At 70.2% G+C, this 20,908-nt stretch carries 15 protein-coding genes; 7 read left to right on the top strand and 8 right to left on the bottom strand.

Translation table 11 applies throughout. The annotated features are described in order from the left end of the window. Positions 1–43 precede the first annotated feature (43 nt). Entirely contained in the window at positions 44–1,252 is a 1,209-nt protein-coding gene (locus tag ABT115_RS06485) for an MFS transporter (RefSeq protein ID WP_351784691.1), read from the top strand. On the opposite strand, the gene ABT115_RS06480 is transcribed toward ABT115_RS06485, so the two are convergent. Next, positions 1,239–1,697 (bottom strand): GNAT family N-acetyltransferase, encoded by a 459-nt coding sequence (locus ABT115_RS06480; protein WP_351784868.1) that lies wholly within the window; start codon positions 1,695–1,697, stop codon positions 1,239–1,241. The two genes, ABT115_RS06485 and ABT115_RS06480, sit on opposite strands and share 14 nt — an antisense overlap. Before the next feature lie 105 nt (positions 1,698–1,802). Between ABT115_RS06480 and ABT115_RS06475 the strand changes: the two genes are divergently transcribed. Next, entirely contained in the window at positions 1,803–2,336 is a 534-nt protein-coding gene (locus ABT115_RS06475; protein WP_351784689.1) for a DUF4240 domain-containing protein, read from the top strand. Between the two features lie 54 nt (positions 2,337–2,390). On the opposite strand, the gene ABT115_RS06470 is transcribed toward ABT115_RS06475, so the two are convergent. Beyond that, entirely contained in the window at positions 2,391–3,038 is a 648-nt protein-coding gene (locus ABT115_RS06470) for a mycothiol-dependent nitroreductase Rv2466c family protein (protein WP_351784687.1), read from the bottom strand. Positions 3,039–3,170: 132 nt separating this feature from the next. Between ABT115_RS06470 and pepN (ABT115_RS06465) the strand changes: the two genes are divergently transcribed. From pepN (ABT115_RS06465) to ABT115_RS06455, 3 genes are all read left to right on the top strand, one after another. After that, entirely contained in the window at positions 3,171–5,783 is a 2,613-nt protein-coding gene (pepN, locus tag ABT115_RS06465) for an aminopeptidase N (protein WP_351784685.1), read from the top strand. Positions 5,784–6,080: 297 nt separating this feature from the next. Then, complete coding sequence (locus ABT115_RS06460) at positions 6,081–9,386, top strand: S8 family serine peptidase (RefSeq protein ID WP_351784683.1); 3,306 nt, start codon at positions 6,081–6,083, stop codon at positions 9,384–9,386. A 251-nt stretch (positions 9,387–9,637) separates the two neighbouring features. Beyond that, on the top strand, positions 9,638–10,666 hold the full coding sequence (locus ABT115_RS06455) for an aspartate-semialdehyde dehydrogenase (RefSeq protein ID WP_351784681.1): 1,029 nt from the start codon (positions 9,638–9,640) through the stop codon (positions 10,664–10,666). A gap of 58 nt (positions 10,667–10,724) precedes the next feature. On the opposite strand, the gene ABT115_RS06450 is transcribed toward ABT115_RS06455, so the two are convergent. Together ABT115_RS06450 and ABT115_RS06445 are read right to left on the bottom strand one after the other, a co-directional pair. Next, a complete protein-coding gene (locus ABT115_RS06450; protein ID WP_351784679.1) occupies positions 10,725–11,072 on the bottom strand; it encodes a type II toxin-antitoxin system PemK/MazF family toxin in 348 nt (115 codons plus the stop codon). Continuing rightward, complete coding sequence (locus ABT115_RS06445; protein ID WP_351784677.1) at positions 11,059–11,289, bottom strand: DUF8778 family protein; 231 nt, start codon at positions 11,287–11,289, stop codon at positions 11,059–11,061. Before ABT115_RS06445 ends, ABT115_RS06450 begins: the two co-directional genes overlap by 14 nt. A gap of 99 nt (positions 11,290–11,388) precedes the next feature. On the opposite strand from ABT115_RS06445, the gene pepN (ABT115_RS06440) reads away from it, so the two are divergent. Further along, complete coding sequence (pepN, locus tag ABT115_RS06440) at positions 11,389–13,965, top strand: aminopeptidase N (protein ID WP_351784675.1); 2,577 nt, start codon at positions 11,389–11,391, stop codon at positions 13,963–13,965. Between the two features lie 122 nt (positions 13,966–14,087). On the opposite strand, the gene ABT115_RS06435 is transcribed toward pepN (ABT115_RS06440), so the two are convergent. Genes ABT115_RS06435 through ABT115_RS06425 form a run of 3 tightly spaced genes read right to left on the bottom strand, consistent with a single transcriptional unit; the run spans position 14,088 to position 16,849 of the window. Further along, complete coding sequence (locus ABT115_RS06435; RefSeq protein ID WP_351784673.1) at positions 14,088–14,318, bottom strand: hypothetical protein; 231 nt, start codon at positions 14,316–14,318, stop codon at positions 14,088–14,090. A 20-nt stretch (positions 14,319–14,338) separates the two neighbouring features. After that, positions 14,339–16,576 carry a 4-alpha-glucanotransferase gene (gene malQ, locus ABT115_RS06430; RefSeq protein WP_351784671.1) on the bottom strand — a complete coding sequence of 746 codons (2,238 nt, stop codon included), beginning with the start codon at positions 16,574–16,576 and terminating at the stop codon, positions 14,339–14,341. After that, positions 16,577–16,849 carry a hypothetical protein gene (locus ABT115_RS06425; RefSeq protein WP_351784669.1) on the bottom strand — a complete coding sequence of 91 codons (273 nt, stop codon included), beginning with the start codon at positions 16,847–16,849 and terminating at the stop codon, positions 16,577–16,579. Positions 16,850–17,158: 309 nt separating this feature from the next. Here ABT115_RS06425 and ABT115_RS06420 point away from each other — a divergent pair, with 309 nt between their 5' ends. Next, positions 17,159–20,197, top strand: coding sequence for a glycoside hydrolase family 84 protein (locus ABT115_RS06420; protein WP_351784667.1), 3,039 nt, complete (start codon positions 17,159–17,161; stop codon positions 20,195–20,197). A gap of 35 nt (positions 20,198–20,232) precedes the next feature. Here the strand turns inward: ABT115_RS06420 and ABT115_RS06415 are convergent, their stop codons facing one another. Then, positions 20,233–20,769 (bottom strand): HNH endonuclease, encoded by a 537-nt coding sequence (locus ABT115_RS06415; protein ID WP_351784665.1) that lies wholly within the window; start codon positions 20,767–20,769, stop codon positions 20,233–20,235. Positions 20,770–20,908: the final 139 nt, after the last annotated feature.

Below are 20,908 nucleotides of genomic sequence, written 5' to 3'. Positions count from 1 at the left end.
GAAACATTAACGGCCGCCGTGGGCACCCTCTGAGACTCCCCCCATGCACACCTACCGGGAACTCTTCCGAGCGCCGCAGTTCGGACCGCTCTTTGCGACCAGTGCCGTACAGGTCGCCGGGTCGACGACGAGCGGGCTGGCCCTCAGCACCCTCGTCTACGCCGCGACCGACTCGCCACTGCTCGCCGCCCTGTCCATGTTCGGCTCCTCGCTCGCCCAGGTGATCGGGGCGACCGTGCTGATGTCGGCGGCGGACCGGCTGCCGCCACGGGCCGCGATGACCGGCATGGCGCTCGCCTTCGGACTGGCCACCGTCGTCCTCGCCATCCCCGGGCTTCCGCTGCCGATCGTCTTCGCAATCATCCTGATGGAGGGTGTGGTCGCCGCGGTGGGCGGCGGGGTGCGGTACGGCCTGCTCAATGAAGTCCTGCCCAAGGACGGTTATCTGCTGGGGCGTTCCGTGCTCAACATGTGCGTCGGTCTGATGCAGATCGGCGGGTTCGCGGTCGGCGGGCTTCTGGTGACGACGCTGTCCGCGCGCGGCACGCTGCTGGTCGCGGCCGCCCTGTACCTGACCGGTGCGACCGTCGCACGGTTCGGGCTGGTACGCCGTCCGCCGCGCGCCGCCGGGCGGCCGTCGGTCGCCGAGACGTGGCGGACCAACGCCGTCCTGTGGTCGTCCCGGTCCCGCCGCCGGGTCTATCTCGCGCTCTGGGTGCCGAACGGGCTGGTCGTCGGCTGCGAGTCACTGTTCGTCCCGTACGCCCCTGAGCACGCGGGGCTGCTCTTCGCCTGTGCCGCGCTGGGAATGCTCGTCGGGGACACCGCGGCGGGCCGGTTCGTCGCGCCGCACTGGCGGGGCCGACTTGCGACACCGATGCTGCTGCTTCTGGCCGCCCCGTATCTACTCTTCGCCACACGTCCGGCGCTACCGCTCGCGTTCGCTCTGGCCGCGCTCGCCTCGGTCGGGTTCTCGGCGAGTCTGCTGCTCCAGGAGCGATTGATGGCTCTGACCCCGGACGAGATCACCGGTCAGGCGCTCGGACTGCACTCCTCCGGCATGCTCACCATGCAGGGCGTCGCGGCCTCGCTCGCAGGCGCCGTCGCCCAGTGGACCTCGCCGGGAACGGCGATGACCGTGATGGCGGGGGCCTCGCTCGCGGTGACGCTGGCGCTCGCGGCGGCGGGGCGCCGGGCCGCAACGCCTGACAACGGGGGTCCCGGCCCCCGACAAAGTGTCAGCGCGGCGTGAGCACGTACTCCAGCAGCGGCAGTTCGCGGCCGGGGATCGATCCGGACAGGGTCGCCCCGATCCGTACCGCGCCCATCGCGAGGTAGAACGGCTCCGCGTTCGGGTCGGCGTCGATGGTGAGGCGTACGAAACCGAGGCGGCGGGCCTCCGCCACGGTGTGCTCGAACAGGAGCCGGCCGATGCCCCGGCCCAGGACGTCCGGGGCGACAAACATCATGCCGAGGGCGCCCTCGGGCGGGGTGCCGTCCAGAGTGGTGAAGCCCAGGACGCGGCCGTCCTCCTCGGCGACCGTCGTGCGGCGGCGGTCGATGTCGGCCGGGTACATGGTCAGTTCGTCGCGGCAGGAGGCGAGGAATGCCTCGTCGTAGCCCCAGTGGGCCTTCGATGCCAGGGCCAGTTCGGTCAGCGCCCCGGCCTCGGACCTGCGTGCCGGTCGTACGTTCATGTCCGCCCTCATGGCCTTCCTCTCGGCTCCCATGACCTTCCCCTCGGCTCCCACGACAGCTCGCCGCACCCGAGACTGTCAGACCCGTCCGGCATCCTGCACCGTATGAACACCACGGACTTCTGGAATCTGATCGACGACGCCCGCGCACAGGTCAATGCCCCGGCGGACGCCGAGGCCGTCGTCGAGCGGGCCTCCGCGCTGCTGGCCGCCCGGCCCCGGGACGAGATCGTCGCCGCGCAGCAACTGCTCTGGGACCTGATGGCCGCCTCCTACCGGGCTCCGCTCTGGGCCGCGGCATACACGATCAACGGCGGCTGTTCGGACGACGGCTTCGACTACTTCCGGGGCTGGCTGATAGCGCAGGGGCGTGAGGTGTTCGAGCGGGTCGTCGCCGATCCGGACACGCTGGCCGAGCTGCCAGTGATCAGGGCCGCGGCGGCCGAGGCAGAGGAGATGGATTGCGAGCGGATGCTCGGGATCGCCTGGGACGCGCATCGGTCGGCAACGGGCGAGGACCTGCCCGGCGGCTCGTTCACGATCGATTACCCCGTCCTGGACCCGGAGTGGAACTTCGACTTCGAAGACGCGGAGCGGGTGGCGCCGCGGCTGCCGAAGCTGGCCGCGCTGTACGCGTGAGGCGGGGGTGCGGGGTCCGGATGGCGGCCGGACCCCGCACCGCACCAAGTGCGATCAGTCGAAAACGGGGCCCTGGGTCCGGGTCCGCTTGATCTCGTAGAAGCCGGGGATCGACGCCACCAGCAGCGTGCCGTCCCACAGCTTCGCCGCATCCTCGCCCTTCGGGGCGGGGGTGACGACCGGGCCGAAGAAGGCGATCTGCTCGCCGTCCGGAACCGGGACGGCGATGATCGGGGTGCCGACGTCCTGGCCGACCTTGTCGATGCCCTCCTTGTGGGAGGCGCGCAACTCGGCGTCGTACACGTCCGAGTCCGCGAAGTCCGCCAGCTCGGCCGGCAGGCCGACGTCCTGGAGCGCGCCCACGATCGCCTCGCGGGTGGGGCCCTCGCCCTGGTTGTGGAAGCGGGTGCCGAGCGCGGTGTAGAGCGGGCCGACGATCTCGTCGCCGTGCTTCTGCTGGGCTGCGATGACGACGCGGACGGGGGCCCACGCCTTCTCCAGGAGGTCGCGGTACTCCTCCGGCAGCTCGTCGAGCTTGTCCTCGTTGAGTACGGCGAGGCTCATCACATGCCAGCGGACCTCGACGTCGCGGACCTTCTCCACCTCCAGCATCCAGCGGGAGGTCATCCAGGCCCAGGGGCAGAGCGGGTCGAACCAGAAATCAGCAGGGGTCTTGCCGGTCGCCGTGCTGTTGTCAGACATGTCTCTCCTTGTTAAGGGCGTTCGCAGCTGTGCGCGAGAACGCCTCCGCACGCACCGGCCATTCCCGCATGCCGGGCCGAGTGGCGACATGGGAGGATCAAACGATTCGAACGTGACACAAAGGAGTGTGCCGTGCCCGGTGAGAACCTGTCCCGCGACGAGGCCCGTGTGCGGGCCGAGCTGCTGACCGTCGACGGTTACGAGGTCGCTCTCGATCTGCGTTCCGCCGTCGGTGGGCCCGACGGGGACGGCGACGGGGCCTCCTCCGGTCCGCGGACCTTCCGCTCGGTGACCACGATCCGGTTCCGCACCGCGCGGGCGGGGGCGTCGACCTTCGCGGATCTGGTGGCGCCGAGCGTGACCGCGGTGACGCTGAACGGGCAGCCGCTCGACCCCGCCGTCGTCTTCGACGGGACGCGGGTGGCGCTGGAGGAACTGCCGGAGGGCGAGAACGTCCTGGTGGTCGACGCGCAGTGCGCGTACAGCCGGACCGGCGAGGGGATGCACCGGTTCGTCGACCCGGAGGACGGCGAGGTCTACCTCTACACGCAGTACGAGCCGGCCGACTCACGGCGGGTCTTCGCGAACTTCGAGCAGCCCGACCTGAAGGCCCCCTTCCGCTTCGAGGTGACGGCGCCCGAGGGCTGGACGGTCCGGAGCAACGGCGCCGAGGAGTCGCGGGACGGCGAGGTGCGGCGGTTCGCCGAGACGAAGCCGATCTCGACGTACATCACGGCGGTCGTGGCCGGTCCGTACCACTACGTCACCGACTCCTACACCCGCACGTTCGACGACGGCACGGAGCTGGAGATCCCGCTCGGCGCGATGTGCCGCAAGGGGCTCGCCCGGCACTTCGACGCGGACGACGTCTTCCTCGTCACCAAGCAGGGTCTGGACTTCTTCCACGACAACTTCGACTACCCGTACCCGTTCGGGAAGTACGACCAGGCGTTCGTGCCCGAGTACAACCTCGGCGCTATGGAGAACCCGGGCTGTGTCACGTTCCGCGAGGAGTACATCTTCCGCGGCAAGGTGACGCAGGCGTCGTACGAGAGCCGGGCCAACGTCATCCTGCATGAGATGGCGCACATGTGGTTCGGCGACCTCGTCACCATGCAGTGGTGGGACGACCTGTGGCTGAAGGAGTCGTTCGCCGACTTCATGGGCGTCTTCGCCATGGTCGAGTCGACCCGTTTCAAGGACGGCTGGATCACCTTCGCCAACAACCGCAAGGCGTGGGCGTACCGCGCCGACCAGCTGCCGTCCACGCACCCGATCACGGCCGACATCCGTGACCTGGAGGATGCCAAGCTCAACTTCGACGGCATCACATACGCCAAGGGCGCCTCGGTGCTGAAGCAGCTGGTGGCGTACGTGGGGCGGGACGCGTTCCTGGAGGGCGCCCGGCGCTACTTCAAGAAGCACGCCTACGGCAATACGCAGCTGGGCGATCTGCTGTCCGTCCTGGCCGAGACGTCCGGGCGTGACATGACCGCCTGGTCCCGGTCGTGGCTGCAGACCGCGGGGGTCAACTCGCTGGCCCCGGAGGCGACGTACGACTCGGCGGACCGGATCACGGAGCTGGCCATCCTCCAGGAGGCGGCCGCTTCCCACCCGGAGCTGCGTCCGCACCGGGTCGCGGTCGGCCTGTACCGGCGGGCCGCCGACGGCAGCCTGGTGCGGTACGCGCGCGCCGAGGCGGATGTGGCGGGGCCGCGCACGGTGGTCGGGGAGCTGGCCGGGGCCGAGCGGCCCGAGCTGATCCTGGTCAACGACGACGACCTCACGTACTGCAAGGTTCGCTTCGACGAGGTGTCCCTGGCCACGCTGCGGGCGCACCTCGGTGACATGACCGATCCCCTGGCGCGGGCGCTGTGCTGGTCCGCGCTGTGGAACATGACCCGGGACGGGCTGATGCCGTCCCGCGACTTCGTCTCCCTCGTGCTGGCCTTCTCCGGCCGGGAGTCCGACATCGGCGTCCTGCAGATGCTGCACGCCTGGACCCGGACGGCACTCGTCCACTACGCGGCGCCCGAGTGGCGCGAGGAGGGCGGCCGGGCGCTGGCCGAGGGTGCGCTGGCGGAGCTGCGGATCGCCGAGCCGGGCAGCGAGCACCAGTTGGCGTGGGCGCGGTTCTTCGCGTCGGTCGCCGGCTCGGACGCGGACTTCCAGCTGCTGTCCGGGCTGCTCGAAGGTTCGGCCCGGATCGACGGGCTGGATGTCGACCAGGAGCTGCGGTGGGCGTTCTTGTCCCCGCTGGCCGCGCACGGGGTGGCCGACGAGTCGGTGATCGATTCCGAACTGGCCCGCGACGACACGGCGTCCGGGAAGCGGCACCAGGTGCGGTGCCTGGCCTCGCGGCCCTCGGCTGCGGTGAAGGCTCAGGCCTGGGCGGATGTCGTGGAGTCCCAGGCGCTGTCCAACGCGTTGGTGGAGGCGACGATCACGGGGTTCGAGCAGTCGTCGCAGCGGGAGTTGCTGGCGCCGTACGCGGAGAAGTACTTCGACGTGATCGAGCGGGTGTGGGCCGAGCGGTCGATCCAGATCGGGATGGCTGTGGTGAGGGGCCTGTTCCCGGCTTTGCAGGACGACGTGTCGACGCTGGCGGCTACGGATGTGTGGCTGACCGATCATGCGAATGCGGCGCCGGCGCTGCGGAGGCTGGTGCTGGAGGCTCGGGACGATCTGGCTCGGGCGTTGCGGGCGCAGGGGTGTGACGCGGCGGCAGCGGGGGCCGCGGTCTGACAGCCCGTCCGGGGTGGGGGCCCGTGGGGGCGCCCACCCCGGACGACGTACGGCACGGATGGCGGCCGGCCGTGAACCCGCCGCGTACGTGATGGTCCTGCCCCGTTGAAGACGTTGAAGACGGGCAACAGAGGCCGCTTATACGCTATTTCATCCCTGATGGCGCATCAGCTCCACTGGCGGAAGTCCGCCATGGCAACATCTCGCCCACCTCAACTCTCCACAAACCCCTGTCATTTACGAGAGGGTGAGCGGTCATCCGGTACCGAATTCCGGACTCTCTCTTTCACTTCAGGGATGCTGATGACCTCCGAGTCCCCCAGTTCCATACCCGGGGCGAGACGCGTGGCGCGAGTCGTGGCTGCCGCCGGTCTGGTGGCCGCGCTGGCCGCCACTGGCGCCGCCCCGGTCTTCGCCGCCGACGACCCTGCCCCCGCGCCCGTCAAGTCCGCCGCCAACGGGGCCACGGCCGACAAGCTCGGCACGGCCGACGCCGATGTTCTGGCAAAGGCCAAGGCCAAGGGCGAGAAGAACGTCACGATGATGGTCGCCACTGCTCCCGGTGCGACCGAGCAGGTCACCAAGCAGCTGGACGCCGTCAAGGGGTCCGTGCTGGGACGTACGTACGACAAGCTCGGCTACGTGCGGGCCACCGTGCCGACTGCGTCCGCCGAGGCGACCATCAAGGCGGCCGCCAAGCTGTCGTCCGTCCACGGCATCGATCTCAAGCAGGAGATCAAGCTGGACGACCCGACGCCGACGGCCGACCGGGCCGCCGGGGCGACGACGAAGTCCACGGGCACCTACCCGGCGCCCGGCAAGAAGACGCCGGCGAAGAACCCGTACAACCCGTCCTTCGAGACGGGTGCGGTCGACTTCGTCGAGCAGCACCCGAAGGCCGACGGGCGGGGCGTGACCATCGGCATCCTGGACTCGGGTGTGGACCTCGGTCACCCGGCGCTCCAGAAGACCACCACCGGTGAGCGCAAGATCGTCGACTGGGTGACGGCCACGGACCCGGTCAGCGACGGTGACGGCACCTGGCTGCGGATGACGGCCTCGGTGACCGGCCCGACCTTCACCATCGGCGGCCGCACCTATTCGGCGCCGGCCGGCTCGTACAAGATCCAGCTCTTCTCCGAGGCCGCCACCCGGGGTGGCGACATGGCCGGAGACCTGAACCGGGACGGTGACACCACCGACGTCTGGGCCGTGCTCTACGACCCGGTCGCCGGCACCACCCGCGTCGACCTGAACAACGACGCGGACTTCGCAGACGACGCCGTCATGAAGCCGTACAAGGACGGCCACCAGGTCGGCTACTTCGGCACGGACAACCCGGCGACCGATGTCGTCGAGCGCATCCCGTTCGTCGTCGAGACCCGCAAGGACGTGGTGTACAACGCGGCCGGCGACAAGGCCGACTACGTCAGCATCGGTGTCATCGAGTCCGAGCACGGCACCCACGTCGCGGGCATCACCGCCGCGAACGGTCTGTTCGGCGGCGAGATGAACGGTGCCGCGCCCGGTGCGAAGATCGTCTCCTCGCGTGCTTGCACCTGGTCCGGCGGCTGCACCAACATCGCGCTCACCGAGGGCATGATCGACCTCGTCGTGAACCGTGGTGTGGATGTCGTCAACATGTCGATCGGTGGCCTGCCGCCGCTCAACGACGGCAACAACGCCCGCGCGGAGCTCTACAAGCGGCTCATCGACACCTACGGCGTCCAGCTGGTCATCTCGGCCGGAAACAACGGCCCGGGTGTGAACACCATCGGTGACCCCGGTCTCGCCGACCACGTCATCTCCGTCGGTGCGTCCATCTCCAAGGAGACGTGGGCCGCCAACTACGGCTCGAACGTCACCAAGAAGTACGACATGCTGCCCTTCTCCTCGCGCGGTCCGCGTGAGGACGGCGGCTTCGCGCCGATCCTGACGGCTCCGGGTGCGTCGATCAACACCACCCAGACCTGGCTGCCCGGCGGCCCGGTCAAGGAGGCGGGCTACTCGCTCCCGGCCGGCTACTCCATGCTGCAGGGCACCTCGATGTCCTCGCCGCAGGCCGCGGGCGCGACCGCGCTGCTGCTGTCCGCCGCGAAGCAGAAGCACATCGAGCTGCCCCCGGCTGATCTGCGTACCGCGCTGACCAGCACCGCCACCCACATCAAGGGCGTGCCCGCGCACGCCCAGGGCTCCGGTCTGATCAACATCGTCGGTGCCTGGAAGCAGATCGAGAAGCAGGGCGCCCCGGCGCACGAGTACTCGGTGAAGGCCCCGGTCGACACCGCGATCGACTTCGCGCTGAAGACCCCCGGCTTCGGTACCGGTCTGTACGACCGCGAAGGCGGCTTGAAGGCCGGCCAGAAGAAGTCGTACGACGTCACGATCACCCGCACCACGGGTCCGGACAAGACCGTCAAGCACCGGCTGTCGTGGAAGAACAACGACGGCACCTTCGAGCTGACCGGTCCGAGCACGGTGATGCTGCCGCTGGGCAAGCCGGTCACCGTCAAGGTCCAGGCGCAGCCGGGCAGCGCGGGCGTGCACAGTGCGATCCTGCGGGTGGACGACAGCAAGACCGTCGGCGTGGACCAGCAGATCCTCTCCACGGTGGTCGTCTCCACGCCGCTCGTGAAGCCCGGGTACGCGTTCAACGCGTCCGGCTCGGTGCAGCGCAACGGCACCACGTCGTACTTCGTGAACGTGCCGGAAGGCGCCAAGACCCTTGAGGTCGCGATGAGCGCGCTGCGCTCGGGCAGCCAGACCCGCTTCATCTCCCTCCACCCGTACGGCGTGCAGATGGAGGACAGCTCCACGATCTTCTGCTACCCGAACTACGAGAACCCGGCCAACACCTGCCGCCCGGATGTGCGCTCCTACAAGGACCCGCAGCCCGGCGTCTGGGAGATCGAGGTCGAGGCACGGCGTACGTCGCCGCTGCTGGACAACCCGTACAAGCTGGACGTCTCACTGCTCGGTGCGACCTTCGACCCGGCGGTGCAGACGATCGCCGAGGCGAAGATCGGCACGCCGGCCGCGGTGAACTGGAACGTCACCAACAACGCCGGCGACCTGGAGGGCACGCTCAAGGGCGGCTCGCTGGGCTCGGCCAAGGTCGCCACTGGGTCGATCAGGACGGGCGACGAGCAGCGGTACACGGTCACCATCGGTGAGGGCGTCGAGAAGCTGGACGTCGCCATCGGCGGTACGTCGGACGCCAACGCGGACCTGGACCTGTACGTCTTGCGGGGCAACACCCGGGTCGGCCAGTCCACCACGGCCGGGTCCGAGGAATCGGTCAGCCTGGTGAAGCCCGCCGCCGGTACGTACACCGTCGTGATCGACGGCTACGACGTCCCGGCCGGGACCACCACGTACGACTACCGCGACGTGTACTACGCGCCGTCGCTCGGCACGATCAAGGTCGACGAGTCGAAGGCCGTGAACCTGGCCAACGGCGCTTCGGCCCAGATCGGTGCCGAGGTCACGGTCGCCGGGGCGGCCCCGGAGGGCCGGCAGTTCTTCGGCGAGGTCCACCTGGTGAACAGCCACGGGACCGCGGCGGGCACCGGCAGCGTCGTGATCGAGAAGGTCACGCCGTAGCGGTTCACGACGTAGCGGTGACCGCGGTCGCCGCGTGATCCGTACATGTATCCGTACATGTGATCTGTACGACAGTGGGGCGGGCGCTCTGTGGAGCCCCGCCCCACTGCTCTGCCCGCGTCGGCCGGGCGGGCACTGTCCGTAGCACGGACAATGAATCGGACCGCGGACAATGGATTGGACAAGGAAGCCGTTCACATACGCATCATGGAGCGGCAACCGTGCCAGTTCGTACGTTTGAAGGAGTCCCTGTGAAGGTCGGAATCGTCGGCGCCACCGGTCAGGTCGGCACAGTCATGCGCAGGATCCTGGCCGAGCGGAAATTCCCGGCCGACGAGCTGCGGCTGTTCGCCTCCGCGCGCTCCGCGGGCTCCACGATCGAGTGGCAGGGCCGGGAGATCACCGTCGAGGACGCCTCGACAGCCGATTACTCCGGGCTGGACATCGTGCTGTTCTCGGCCGGTGGCGCGACCTCGAAGGCGCTCGCCGAGAAGGTCGCCTCGCAGGGCGCCGTCGTGATCGACAACTCCTCCGCCTGGCGCAAGGACCCCGAGGTCCCGCTGGTCGTCTCCGAGGTGAACGCGCACGCGATCGCGAACCGGCCCAAGGGCATCATCGCCAACCCGAACTGCACCACGATGGCCGCCATGCCCGTGCTGCGCCCGCTGCACGACGAGGCCGGCCTCCAGACGCTGACCGTCGCCACCTACCAGGCGGTGTCCGGCTCCGGCCTGGCCGGTGTCGCCGAGCTGCACGGCCAGGCGTCCAAGGTCGTCGCCGACGCCGACAGGCTCACCCACGACGGCGAGGCCGTCGACTTCCCCGAGCCGGGCGTCTACAAGCGTCCGATCGCCTTCAATGTGCTGCCGCTGGCCGGCTCGATCGTCGACGACGGCTCGTTCGAGACCGACGAGGAGCAGAAGCTCCGCAACGAATCCCGCAAGATCCTGGAGATCCCGGAGCTGAAGGTGTCCGGCACCTGTGTCCGGGTGCCGGTCTTCTCCGGCCACTCGCTCCAGATCAACGCCCGTTTCGCCCGTCCGGTCAGCATCGAACGCGCATACGAGCTGCTGAAGGACGCCCCGGGCGTCGAAATCTCCGAGATCCCCACCCCGCTGCAGGCGGCCGGCAAGGACGCCTCGTTCGTCGGCCGGATCCGGGTCGACGAGACCGTGGAGAACGGCCTCGCGCTCTTCGTCTCCAACGACAACCTGCGCAAGGGTGCGGCGCTGAACGCGGTACAGATCGCGGAGCTGGTGGCGGCGGAGCTGAAGGGCTGACGCCTGTACGTACAAAATGGGCGGCCACCGCACTGCGGTGGCCGCCCTTTCGTATCCGTCAGAGGGCGAGGTGCCGTCGCAGGGCGGCGTCGATCTCGGCCATGCGCTGGCGCGGGACGGTGCCGACGTGCCGCAGGAACCGCTCCTCAGTCAAGGCGCGCACCTGCTCGCACTGCACCTTGGAGTCCTTCGGCAGGCCGCACTCCGCTGCGGGAAGCAGCACCTGGAAGGGATAGACCCGGGCGGTGTTCGACGTCAGTGGCACCACGGTGATCACACCGCGCCCCATCCGCGAGACAACGGCGTTGGCCCCGTCGTTCGAGACGATCACCGACGGGCGGGCCTTATTGGCCTCGCTGCCCCGCACCGGCTCGTACTCGACCAAGTAGATGTCACCGCGCCTCATCGCGCAGCCCGTCACCCGAGAACTTGTCCCAGAACGCGGCATCCTCGCTCGCGTCCCATTCCGCGAATGCCGCCTCGTAGTCAGCCTCCAGATTCGAGGCACGCAGCAGCTCGATGGCGGCGTGTATCACCGCGGACCGGGAATCCGCCTCGGTCTTCAGGGCGTACTCGTCGACGAAGGCGACATCCTCCTGCGGCAAGCTCACACTGATCTTCATACTGTTGATGCTACCGCAGTAGCTTACCCATAGCCACTCCGTCTCCGGGCGCGACGTGGAAGGATGACCGAAAACGTCACATACCAAGGAGATGACCGCGTGCCTGGCACCAATCTGACCCGCGAAGAGGCACAGGAGCGGGCGCGCCTGCTGACCGTGGACGCGTACGAGATCGATCTCGACCTCTCCGGAGCGCAGGAGGGCGGCACCTACCGGTCCGTGACCACCGTGCGCTTCGACTCCGCCGAGGCCGGTGCGGAGACCTTCATCGACCTGGTCGCCCCGGCCGTGCACGAGGTCGAGCTGAACGGCAAGTCGCTGGATGTCGCGGCCGTCTTCCGTGACTCGCGGATCAAGCTTCCGCACCTGGTCGCGGGCTCCAACGAGCTGAAGGTCGTCGCCGACTGCTCGTACACCAACACAGGCGAGGGCCTGCACCGCTTCGTCGACCCGGTCGACCAGCAGGCATACCTCTACACGCAGTTCGAGGTGCCGGACGCGCGCCGTGTCTTCGCGAGCTTCGAACAGCCCGACCTCAAGGCGACGTTCCAGTTCACGGTGAAGGCGCCGCAGGGCTGGACGGTCATCTCGAACTCGCCGACGCCCGAACCGCAGGACAACGTCTGGTCCTTCGAGCCGACGCCGCGCATCTCGACGTACATCACGGCCCTGATCGTCGGCCCGTACCACTCGGTGCACAGCAGTTACGAGAAGGACGGCCAGTCCGTGCCGCTCGGCATCTACTGCCGCCCGTCGCTGGCCGAGTTCCTCGACGCGGACGCGATCTTCGACGTGACGCGGCAGGGCTTCGACTGGTTCCAGGAGAAGTTCGACTACGACTACCCGTTCGCCAAGTACGACCAGCTGTTCGTCCCGGAGTTCAACGCCGGTGCCATGGAGAACGCGGGCGCGGTCACCATCCGCGACCAGTACGTGTTCCGTTCGAAGGTGACGGACGCGGCGTACGAGACGCGGGCCGAGACGATCCTGCACGAGCTGGCCCACATGTGGTTCGGCGACCTCGTCACCATGGAGTGGTGGAACGACCTGTGGCTGAACGAGTCGTTCGCCACGTACACGTCGATCGCCTGCCAGGCCTACGCAGAAGGCTCGAAGTGGCCGCACTCCTGGACCACGTTCGCCAACTCCATGAAGACGTGGGCGTACCGCCAGGACCAGCTGCCCTCCACGCACCCGATCATGGCGGACATCCGTGACCTGGACGATGTGCTGGTCAACTTCGACGGGATCACGTACGCCAAGGGCGCCTCGGTCCTGAAGCAGCTGGTGGCGTATGTCGGCATGGACGAGTTCTTCAAGGGCGTCCAGGCGTACTTCAAGGCGCACGCGTTCGGCAACACCCGTCTGTCCGACCTGCTGGGCGCGCTGGAGGAGACCTCCGGCCGCGACCTGAAGACCTGGTCGAAGGCGTGGCTGGAGACGGCCGGCATCAACATCCTGCGCCCGGAGGTCGCCACGGACGAGCACGGCCACGTCACGTCCTTCACGGTCCTCCAGGAGGCCCCGGCCCTCCCCGCCGGTGCGAAGGGCGAGTCGACGCTGCGGCCCCACCGCATCGCGATCGGCTGCTACGACCTCGACGACTCCGGCAAGCTGGTCCGTACGAACCGGATCGAGCTGGACGTCGACGGCGCGCGCACGACCGTGCCGTTCCCGGCCGGCACCGCCCGCCCCGCCGTGATCCTGCTCAACGACGACGACCTCTCGTACGCGAAGGTCCGTCTCGACGAGGAGTCGCTGCGCGTCGTCACCGAACACCTCGGCGACTTCACCGAGTCCCTCCCCCGCGCCCTGTGCTGGGCCTCCGCCTGGGATATGACCCGTGACGGCGAGCTGGCGACCCGGGACTACCTCTCCCTGGTGCTCTCGGGCATCGGCAAGGAGTCGGACATCGGCGTCGTCCAGTCGCTGCACCGTCAGGTGAAGCTGGCGCTGGACCTGTACGCGGCGCCGGAGTGGCGCGAGGCCGGGCTGACGCAGTGGACCGAGGCGACGCTCGCGCACCTGCGTGCGGCGGAGCCGGGCAGCGACCACCAGCTGGCCTGGGCCCGCGCGTTCGCGGCCACGGCGCGCACCCCGCAGCAGACGGACCTGCTGCAGTCGCTGCTCGACGGCAAGGAGGCCATCGAGGGCCTGGCCGTCGACACGGAGCTGCGCTGGGCGTTCGTCGAGCGGCTGGCCGCGACCGGCCTGCTCGAAGAGGACGAGATCGCCGCCGAGTACGAGCGCGACAAGACGGCGGCGGGTGAGCGCCACGCGGCGACCGCCCGCGCGGCCCGCCCCACCGAGGAGGCGAAGGCTCAGGCGTGGGCCTCGGTCGTCGAGTCCGACAAGCTGCCGAACGCCGTCCAGGAGGCGGTCATCACCGGCTTCGTCCAGACCGACCAGCGCGAACTGCTGGCCCCGTACACGGAGAAGTACTTCGCGGCGGTCAAGGGTGTCTGGGAGTCGCGCAGCTACGAGATCGCGCAGCAGATCGCCGTCGGCCTGTACCCGGCCGTCCAGGTCTCGCAGGCCACCCTGGACGCCACGGACGCCTGGCTGTCCTCGGCTGAGCCGAACGCGGCCCTGCGGCGGCTGATGTCCGAATCGCGTTCGGGTGTGGAGCGCGCGCTGAAGGCCCAGGCGGCGGACGCGGCGGCTGCCACGGCGTAGCGGCTGAGCGGTGAGGGGCGCCCCTGGGCGGGGGCGCCCCCCTGCAACCTACCCGGGTCCGGACACGCGTGTGCGCCGCGCGGTACGGGGTACCTGCGGCGCACTCGGGAAAAGCGTGGGTGCTAGACCTGCTTCTTGGACTTGTCGAAGATCATGACCAGGCCCGCGATGACCACGAACAGGGCGATGGGGGCCACGACGTACAGGCCGATGGTCTCCATCACGCTCAGGCCCGGACCGGGGTCGTCACCGGCGTCGCGGGTGAGCGCGAGCGCGGGGGACGACATGAGCAGCATCATCAGCGTCGTTCCGGCTGCGACGGCGCCGGTGCGCATAGCGTTCTTCTTGTCCACGGTGCAAACGTAGCGAACGCCTACGACGGGCGCGCGCCCGGGGGTGCCGTAGGGGGTTCCGGGCGAGTTCTCGAATGGGTGTCCTGGAGCGATTCCGCCCGGTCACCGCAGCGTCCGAAGACCTCCATCAGTCGGTGCAACCGGGGTGCGGCGGCCAGCTCCTCCAGGGTGACCGGGTGGCCTTCCGCGTCGGCGACGGGCAGTCGCCAGTTGGGGTACTGGTCCCAGGTGCCGGGGAGGTTCTGCGGGCGGCGGTCGCCCAGTGTGTCGGGCAGCCAGACTCCGACCATGCGGGCGGGGGTGCGCAGCAGGAAGCGGTGTACGGCGCGGACTGCGCCCTCCTCGTCCCCCTCCCCCTCGGGGAGCAGGCCGAGCCGGGCGAGATGTCCCAGCCACTCGGCGGTGTCGGTCGCGTCCGCGGTCAGCTCCTCGGTGAGGCTGCGGGTGAGCAGGCCGAGGCGATGGCGCAGTGTCACATGGTCGCCGGTCAGCCGGGCGGCGGTGGACGGCAGATCGTGCGTGGTGACGGTGGCCAGGCAGCCCTCGCGCCACTTTTCGGGGGCCAGCGGGCGGCCGGTGCCCGCCCAGTCCCGTTCGAACCAGAGCACGGACGTGCCGAGCACGCCGTGCCGGGTCAGCGCCTCACGTACCCCCGGCTCGACGGTGCCGAGGTCCTCCCCCAGGACGACCGCGCCGGCCCGGTGCGCCTCCAGGACGAGGACGGCGAGCATCGCCTCGGCGTCGTGGCTGACGTAGGTGCCCTCGGTGGGCGGGCGCCCCTCGGGTACCCACCAGAGCCGGAACAGGCCCATGACGTGATCGATGCGCAGGGCGCCCGCGTGGGCGAGGAGCCCGCGCAGCAGTCCTCGGTACGGGGCGTAACCGGACGCGGCGAGGACAGTGGGGCGCCAGGGCGGCAGGCCCCAGTCCTGGCCGTGGGCGTTGAAGGCGTCCGGGGGTGCGCCGACGGACATGCCGTGTGCGAAGGCGTCCTGCTGGGCCCAGGCGTCGGCGCCTCCGGGGTGCACGCCGACGGCGAGATCGTGGACGATGCCGATGGTCATGCCGGCGTCCAGGGCGGCGCGCTGGGCGGCGGCGAGCTGGCTGTCGGTCAGCCAGGCCAGCCGGCAGTGGAAGTCGATCCGGTCCAGCAGTTCGCGGCGGGCGCGGGCGATCTCCTTGGAACGGAGGTCGCGGAGGGCAGCCGGCCAGGTGTGCCAGTCGGAGCCATGGACCTCGGCCACGGCGCACCACAGGGCGTGGTCCTCCAGCGCCTGTCCCTGCTCGGCCAGGAAGTCGCAGTACGCGGCACGGCGGCCCGGGGTGAGGGGCACCTTCGCCACAAGTTCGAGGGCCTGGCGCTTGAGTTCCCAGACGGCGTCCCGGTCGATCAGGGCGCCCTTGTTCAGGACGGTGTCGCTGAGCGTCGCCGCGTCCTGCCGCAGATCGTCGAGGGTGCCCCGGTCCGGCACGTGCCCGTACTCGGGGATGGACTCGATGTGCAGATGGACGGGGTCGGGGAAGCGCCGCGACGACGGGCGGTACGGGGAAGGGTCGGTGGGCTTGCCGCGCACTGCGGCGTGGAGCGGGTTCACCTGGACGAATCCGGCGCCGAGGGTCCGTCCGGACCAGGCGGCGAGGTCGGCGAGGTCCCCGAGATCGCCCATGCCCCAGGAGCGGGCGGAGAGCAGGGAGTAGAGCTGGACGAGGAAGCCGTGGCTGCGTGCGGGCGGCTGCGGCGCCCGGGGCGGGGCGACTACGAGCGTGCATGCCGCGCTCCGGCCGCCTGGCGCATGTACGGCCAACCGGTGCACCCCGAGGGGCGGTTCGGCCCACCAGGCCGGGGGCGGGGGCGTGCCCGTTCCGGTGCCTGCGCCCGCACCCGTGTCAGCTTCGGCGGGGGCCCGTCCTGAAACGGCCGGATCCGGTCGGTCGGCCGGAATGCGCATCCGCGGGGGCGGGGGCGACCCGGCGTCCTCGAGCCCGATGTCCAGCGTGGTGCCTGGTGGCAGGGCGGTCAGGGCCGGGGGCAGCGGCTCTCCTGTCCACACCACCAGCGTCGGCGGGAGCAGCCGGGTACCGGCCGAGGACTCGGCGGCAGCAAGCGCTTCCTGTACCGCTTCGGGCGTGGCGGCGTCCACGCCGAGCGCCGCCAGCACGGCGATGACCGTGTCGTCGGGAACCGACACCGTGACGTCGGCGGACGGGGAGTAGGAGGTGGCGACGCCGTGCAGTGCGGCGAGCCGGGACAAGCCCATTCAGACTCCTGAAGACTCCATGCCCCACGCGCCGCCGGCCGCGGCCGGCTCGCTGGTCAGCGGGGCGTTGACGGCGAGCGGGGCTTCGCTGGTCAGTGGCGTGGCGTCGGCGAGCGGCGGCTCGCTGGTGAGAGGTATCGCATCGGCGAGCGGCGGCTCGCTCGTCAGCGGACCGGGGCCGGATGCGGCGGGCGGGAACGCACCGGGCAGCGGGGCAGGGCCGGGTGTCTGTTCTGAGAGGGCGGAGAACAGAAGCTGCGCGGCAGCGGGCATGGTGGCCTCCTGGCCGTGGGAACAGGACACAGCAGCCCTACCCAGCGGACTCGATCGCAGACGTAGGCATCATCACAACGACTTCAACGTGCTCTGGGTCACATTCCGTTCCCCAGAGGCTGGTTCTCCGTAAGTCGTCCGCCATTTTCGGCCATTCGGCGTCATTTTTGGCGTCGCCCACAGACAGCCGACCATGCCTCAACCCACCCGCCACATCGGGCATTTACGGCACAGCAGCCACTCGCATTGACACCCTCGCGCGCGGGTGGTGGGCTCGGAGCCGACCGGTGGGAGCGAGGGAGAAGAGCGATGCCGCTCAGACGCAGAAGGCAGGCAACGGCCATCGCGGTGGCCGTGCTCGGCGGGCTGCTCTCGGCAGGGACGCCGACTGCCTTCGCGGCCCCTTCGACGCCCAGCCCCTCCGCCGTCACCACCCCCGACCGCACGGACGACGGCAACCTACCCGCCGTGTGGCCGCGGCCCCAGTCCATCAAGGCGTCCGGGCCGTCCGTACCGCTCTCGGCCGAGGTCACCCTCGTGGCCGGCGCGCACACGGATCCGTACGCCGTCGACGCACTCCGGCAGATCCTGCGGGACGCGGGCGTGCGGACCGTCCACGAGGCGTTGCCGGGCGGCGGACCCGTCATCCGGCTCGGCGGCGACAGCGCTCAGGACGCCCTGCGCACGCTGCACGCCCCCGACCGCGGCGATCTTCCGTCCGGTGGCTACCGGATCGCGGTGGGCCGGGTCGCGGGCCGGGACACCATCGCCGTGGACGGCGTCGGCGAGGACGGACTTTTTCACGGTGTGCAGACACTGCGTCAGCTGATCCGGGGCAAGAGCGTCGCCGGGGTCATTGTCAGGGACTGGCCGGGCAGCGCCGTACGCGGGATGACCGAGGGCTTCTACGGGCAGCCGTGGACCCGTGCGGAGCGGTTGGCGCAGATCGGCTTCATGGGGCGCACGAAGCAGAACCGGTATTTGTACGCGGCGGGCGACGACCCGTACCGGCAGGCGCGTTGGCGCGACCCGTACCCCGCCGAACGGCGCGCCGATTTCCGGGCGCTGGCCGAGCGGGCCCGCGCCGAGCATGTGACGCTCGGCTGGGCCGTCGCCCCCGGGCAGGCCATGTGCCTGTCGTCGGACAACGATGTGAGGGCGCTGACGAAGAAGCTCGACGCCATGTGGGCGCTGGGCGTGCGCGTCTTCCAGTTGCAGTTCCAGGACATCAGCTACAGCGAGTGGCACTGCGACAGCGACGCCGACACCTTCGGCAGCGGCCCCGAGGCGGCGGCCAGGGCGCAGGCGCGGGTGGCGAGCAAGGTGGCGCGGCATCTCGCGGACCGCCATCCGGGCGCGGAGCCGCTGTCGGTCATGCCGACGGAGTTCTACCAGGACGGGTCGACCGAATACCGCAGGGCGCTCGCCGAGGAGTTGGACGACCGGGTCCAGATTGCCTGGACCGGTGTCGGGGTCGTACCGAGGACCATCACCGGCGGGGAACTGGCCGGCGCCCGGGCCGTGTTCCGGCATCCGCTGGTCACGATGGACAACTACCCGGTCAACGACTACGCGCAGGACCGCCTCTTCCTCGGCCCGTACACCGGCCGGGACCCGGCGGTGGCGTTGGGTTCCGCGGCGCTGCTCGCCAATGCGATGGAGCAGCCGTCCGCGTCCCGCATACCGCTGTTCACCACCGCCGACTTCGCCTGGAACCCGAAGGGTTACCGGCCGCAGGAGTCCTGGCAGGCGGCGATCGACGATTTGTCGGGCGGCGACGCCCGCGCCAGGGACGCGCTGCGCGCGCTGGCTGGGAACAACGCGAAGTCCGTGCTGGGCGGTGCCGAGTCGGCGTATCTGCAGCCGCTGCTGGCCGCGTTCTGGCAGTCCCGTGCGACGACCGATGCCACGGCGCAGGCCGATGCGGCTCGCAGGCTGCGGGAAGCGTTCACCGTGATGCGGGAGGCTCCGCAGCGGCTGAAGGGGCTGGCCGACGGGCACCTGGACGGCGAAGTGCGGCCGTGGACGGAGCAGTTGGCCCGGTACGGCCGGGCGGGCGAGCTGGCGGTCGATCTGCTGCAGGCCCAGTCGCGCGGTGACGGCGCTGCCGCGTGGCAGGCGTCACTGGCGCTGGAGCCGGTGCACAAGGCCGCGAAGGCGAGTGGTGCGACGGTCGGTAAGGGTGTCCTCGGTCCGTTCCTGGATCGGGTGCGCCGGGAGGCGGACGCCTGGACGGGTGCGGACCGCGACGCCGGTACGGTGACCGAGGCCCCGGGCAGCTACACGGTCCGGCTGAACCGGGCCCGCCCGGTGCAGACCGTGACGGTGATGACCGTACCCGGCAGCGGCACGGCGGCCGGTGCGACGCTGGAGGCCCATGTGCCCGGTGAGGGATGGCGCGGCCTCGGCCCGGTGTCGGCGAGCGGCTGGACCCAGACGCCGGCCGGCGGGATGCGGGCCGACGCGATCCGGATCAGCTGGCTCATGGACGGTCCGTCGACGCCGCCGGTCATCACGGGCACATTGCCGCCGATCGTCCCGGGAAGCCGGACGGGAAGCAGCATCGCAACCGGTGCCTTGGGGGGCGCACGGGGTCGGGCTCCGCAGGTGCGCGCGCTCGTGCCGTGGTTCGGCGACGAGCCCGTTGCCCGGCTCGGTCTCCTACGCGGCGAGACGGATGCGGAGATCGGCGGCAAGTCGCAGCGAGTCGAGGCGCGGCTGGCCTCCCGGCGCCCCGCAGAGGTGCGGGGCGCGCTCACCGCGCAGGCCCCCGAGGGCATCAAGGTGAGCGTCCCGAAGCAGACGAGGGTGCCGCGCGGTTCCCGTACCGACGTCCCCGTCGAGATCACCGTCCCGGCGGGCACCCCGGCCGGCGAGTACGAGGTGCCGATCAGCTTCGGCGAGGAGCGCAGCATGCTGACCGTCCGGGCGTACCCGCGCACCGCGGGCACCGACCTGGTGCGCACGGCCACCGCCTCCTCGTCCGGCGACGAGAGCCCGGACTTCCCGGCGACGGCCGCCTCCGACGGCGATCCGGACACCCGCTGGTCCTCGCCGGTCGAGGACGGCGCCTGGTGGCAGGCGGAACTGCCGCAGCCGGCCCGGGTCGGCCAGGTGGTGCTGCACTGGCAGGACGCGTACGCCTCCCGCTACCGCATCCAGGTCTCCGCGGACGGCCGCAGCTGGCGCACGGCGGCGACCGTACGGGACGGCAAGGGCGGGCGCGAGTCGGTCGGGATGGACGCGAAGGACACCCGCTTCCTCAGGGTGCGAGGCGATGCCAGGGGCACCGAGTTCGGCTACTCGCTCTGGTCGGTGGAGGCGTACGCCGTCGCTGCAACGGAGTAACGACCCGGGGACGACAAAGGCAAGGCCCGGATCTCTCAGGCTGAAATGCCGTCGATCCGGGCCATCACGTCGTCCGCGCCGAACGGTTGCAAGTACGGCAGCCAGCGCGGGTCGCGGTGTCCCGTCCCGATGATGCGCCAGGCGAGACCCGTCGGCGGGGCGGGCTGATGGTGCAGCCGCCAGCCGAGCTCCGGCAGGTGCCGGTCCGCCTTGACGTGGTTGCAGCGGCGGCAGGCGGCCACCACGTTGTCCCAGGCATGCTGTCCGCCGCGGCTGCGCGGAATGACATGGTCGACGCTGGTCGCGGCGGCGCCGCAGTACATGCAGCGGCCCCCGTCCCGGGCGAACAGCGCCCTGCGGGTCAGTGGTATGGGCCCCCGGTAGGGAACCCTTACGAACCGCTTCAGGCGAACGACACTGGGGGCCGGGACGGCCCGGGTTGCACTGTGCATGAATGCGCCGGATTCCTCGAGGCAGATGGCCTTGTTTTCGAGCACGAGGACGAGCGCGCGGCGGAGCGGTACGACGCCGAGCGGCTCGTACGACGCGTTGAGAACCAGGACATGCGGCACGGTGGATGCCTCCTTGTACGCCGGCGGCGCGTGGCTCGCGCCGGGACGATCCGATCTCAGTTTCTACTCACGCCTGGTCAAAGCGCCACCACATGCGGGTAACGGGCCGGGAGGATTTTCTCCGCTCCCTGCTTCCCGC

This window comes from Streptomyces sp. NPDC001832 (assembly GCF_040297265.1).
GTDB lineage: Bacteria > Actinomycetota > Actinomycetes > Streptomycetales > Streptomycetaceae > Streptomyces.
Note: the sequence above shows the minus strand (reverse complement) of the source record. Positions and strands in the feature narration are given on the sequence as shown.

Coding starts and splice junctions, on each gene's coding strand:
- malQ (WP_351784671.1), bottom strand. CDS start 16,576: ATGGGCTTGTCCCGGCTCGCCGCACTGCACGGCGTCGCCACCTCCTAC.
- ABT115_RS06460 (WP_351784683.1), top strand. CDS start 6,081: ATGCTGATGACCTCCGAGTCCCCCAGTTCCATACCCGGGGCGAGACGC.
- ABT115_RS06485 (WP_351784691.1), top strand. CDS start 44: ATGCACACCTACCGGGAACTCTTCCGAGCGCCGCAGTTCGGACCGCTC.
- ABT115_RS06420 (WP_351784667.1), top strand. CDS start 17,159: ATGCCGCTCAGACGCAGAAGGCAGGCAACGGCCATCGCGGTGGCCGTG.
- ABT115_RS06470 (WP_351784687.1), bottom strand. CDS start 3,038: ATGTCTGACAACAGCACGGCGACCGGCAAGACCCCTGCTGATTTCTGG.
- ABT115_RS06480 (WP_351784868.1), bottom strand. CDS start 1,697: ATGAACGTACGACCGGCACGCAGGTCCGAGGCCGGGGCGCTGACCGAA.
- ABT115_RS06445 (WP_351784677.1), bottom strand. CDS start 11,289: ATGAAGATCAGTGTGAGCTTGCCGCAGGAGGATGTCGCCTTCGTCGAC.
- ABT115_RS06450 (WP_351784679.1), bottom strand. CDS start 11,072: ATGAGGCGCGGTGACATCTACTTGGTCGAGTACGAGCCGGTGCGGGGC.
- ABT115_RS06475 (WP_351784689.1), top strand. CDS start 1,803: ATGAACACCACGGACTTCTGGAATCTGATCGACGACGCCCGCGCACAG.
- ABT115_RS06425 (WP_351784669.1), bottom strand. CDS start 16,849: ATGCCCGCTGCCGCGCAGCTTCTGTTCTCCGCCCTCTCAGAACAGACA.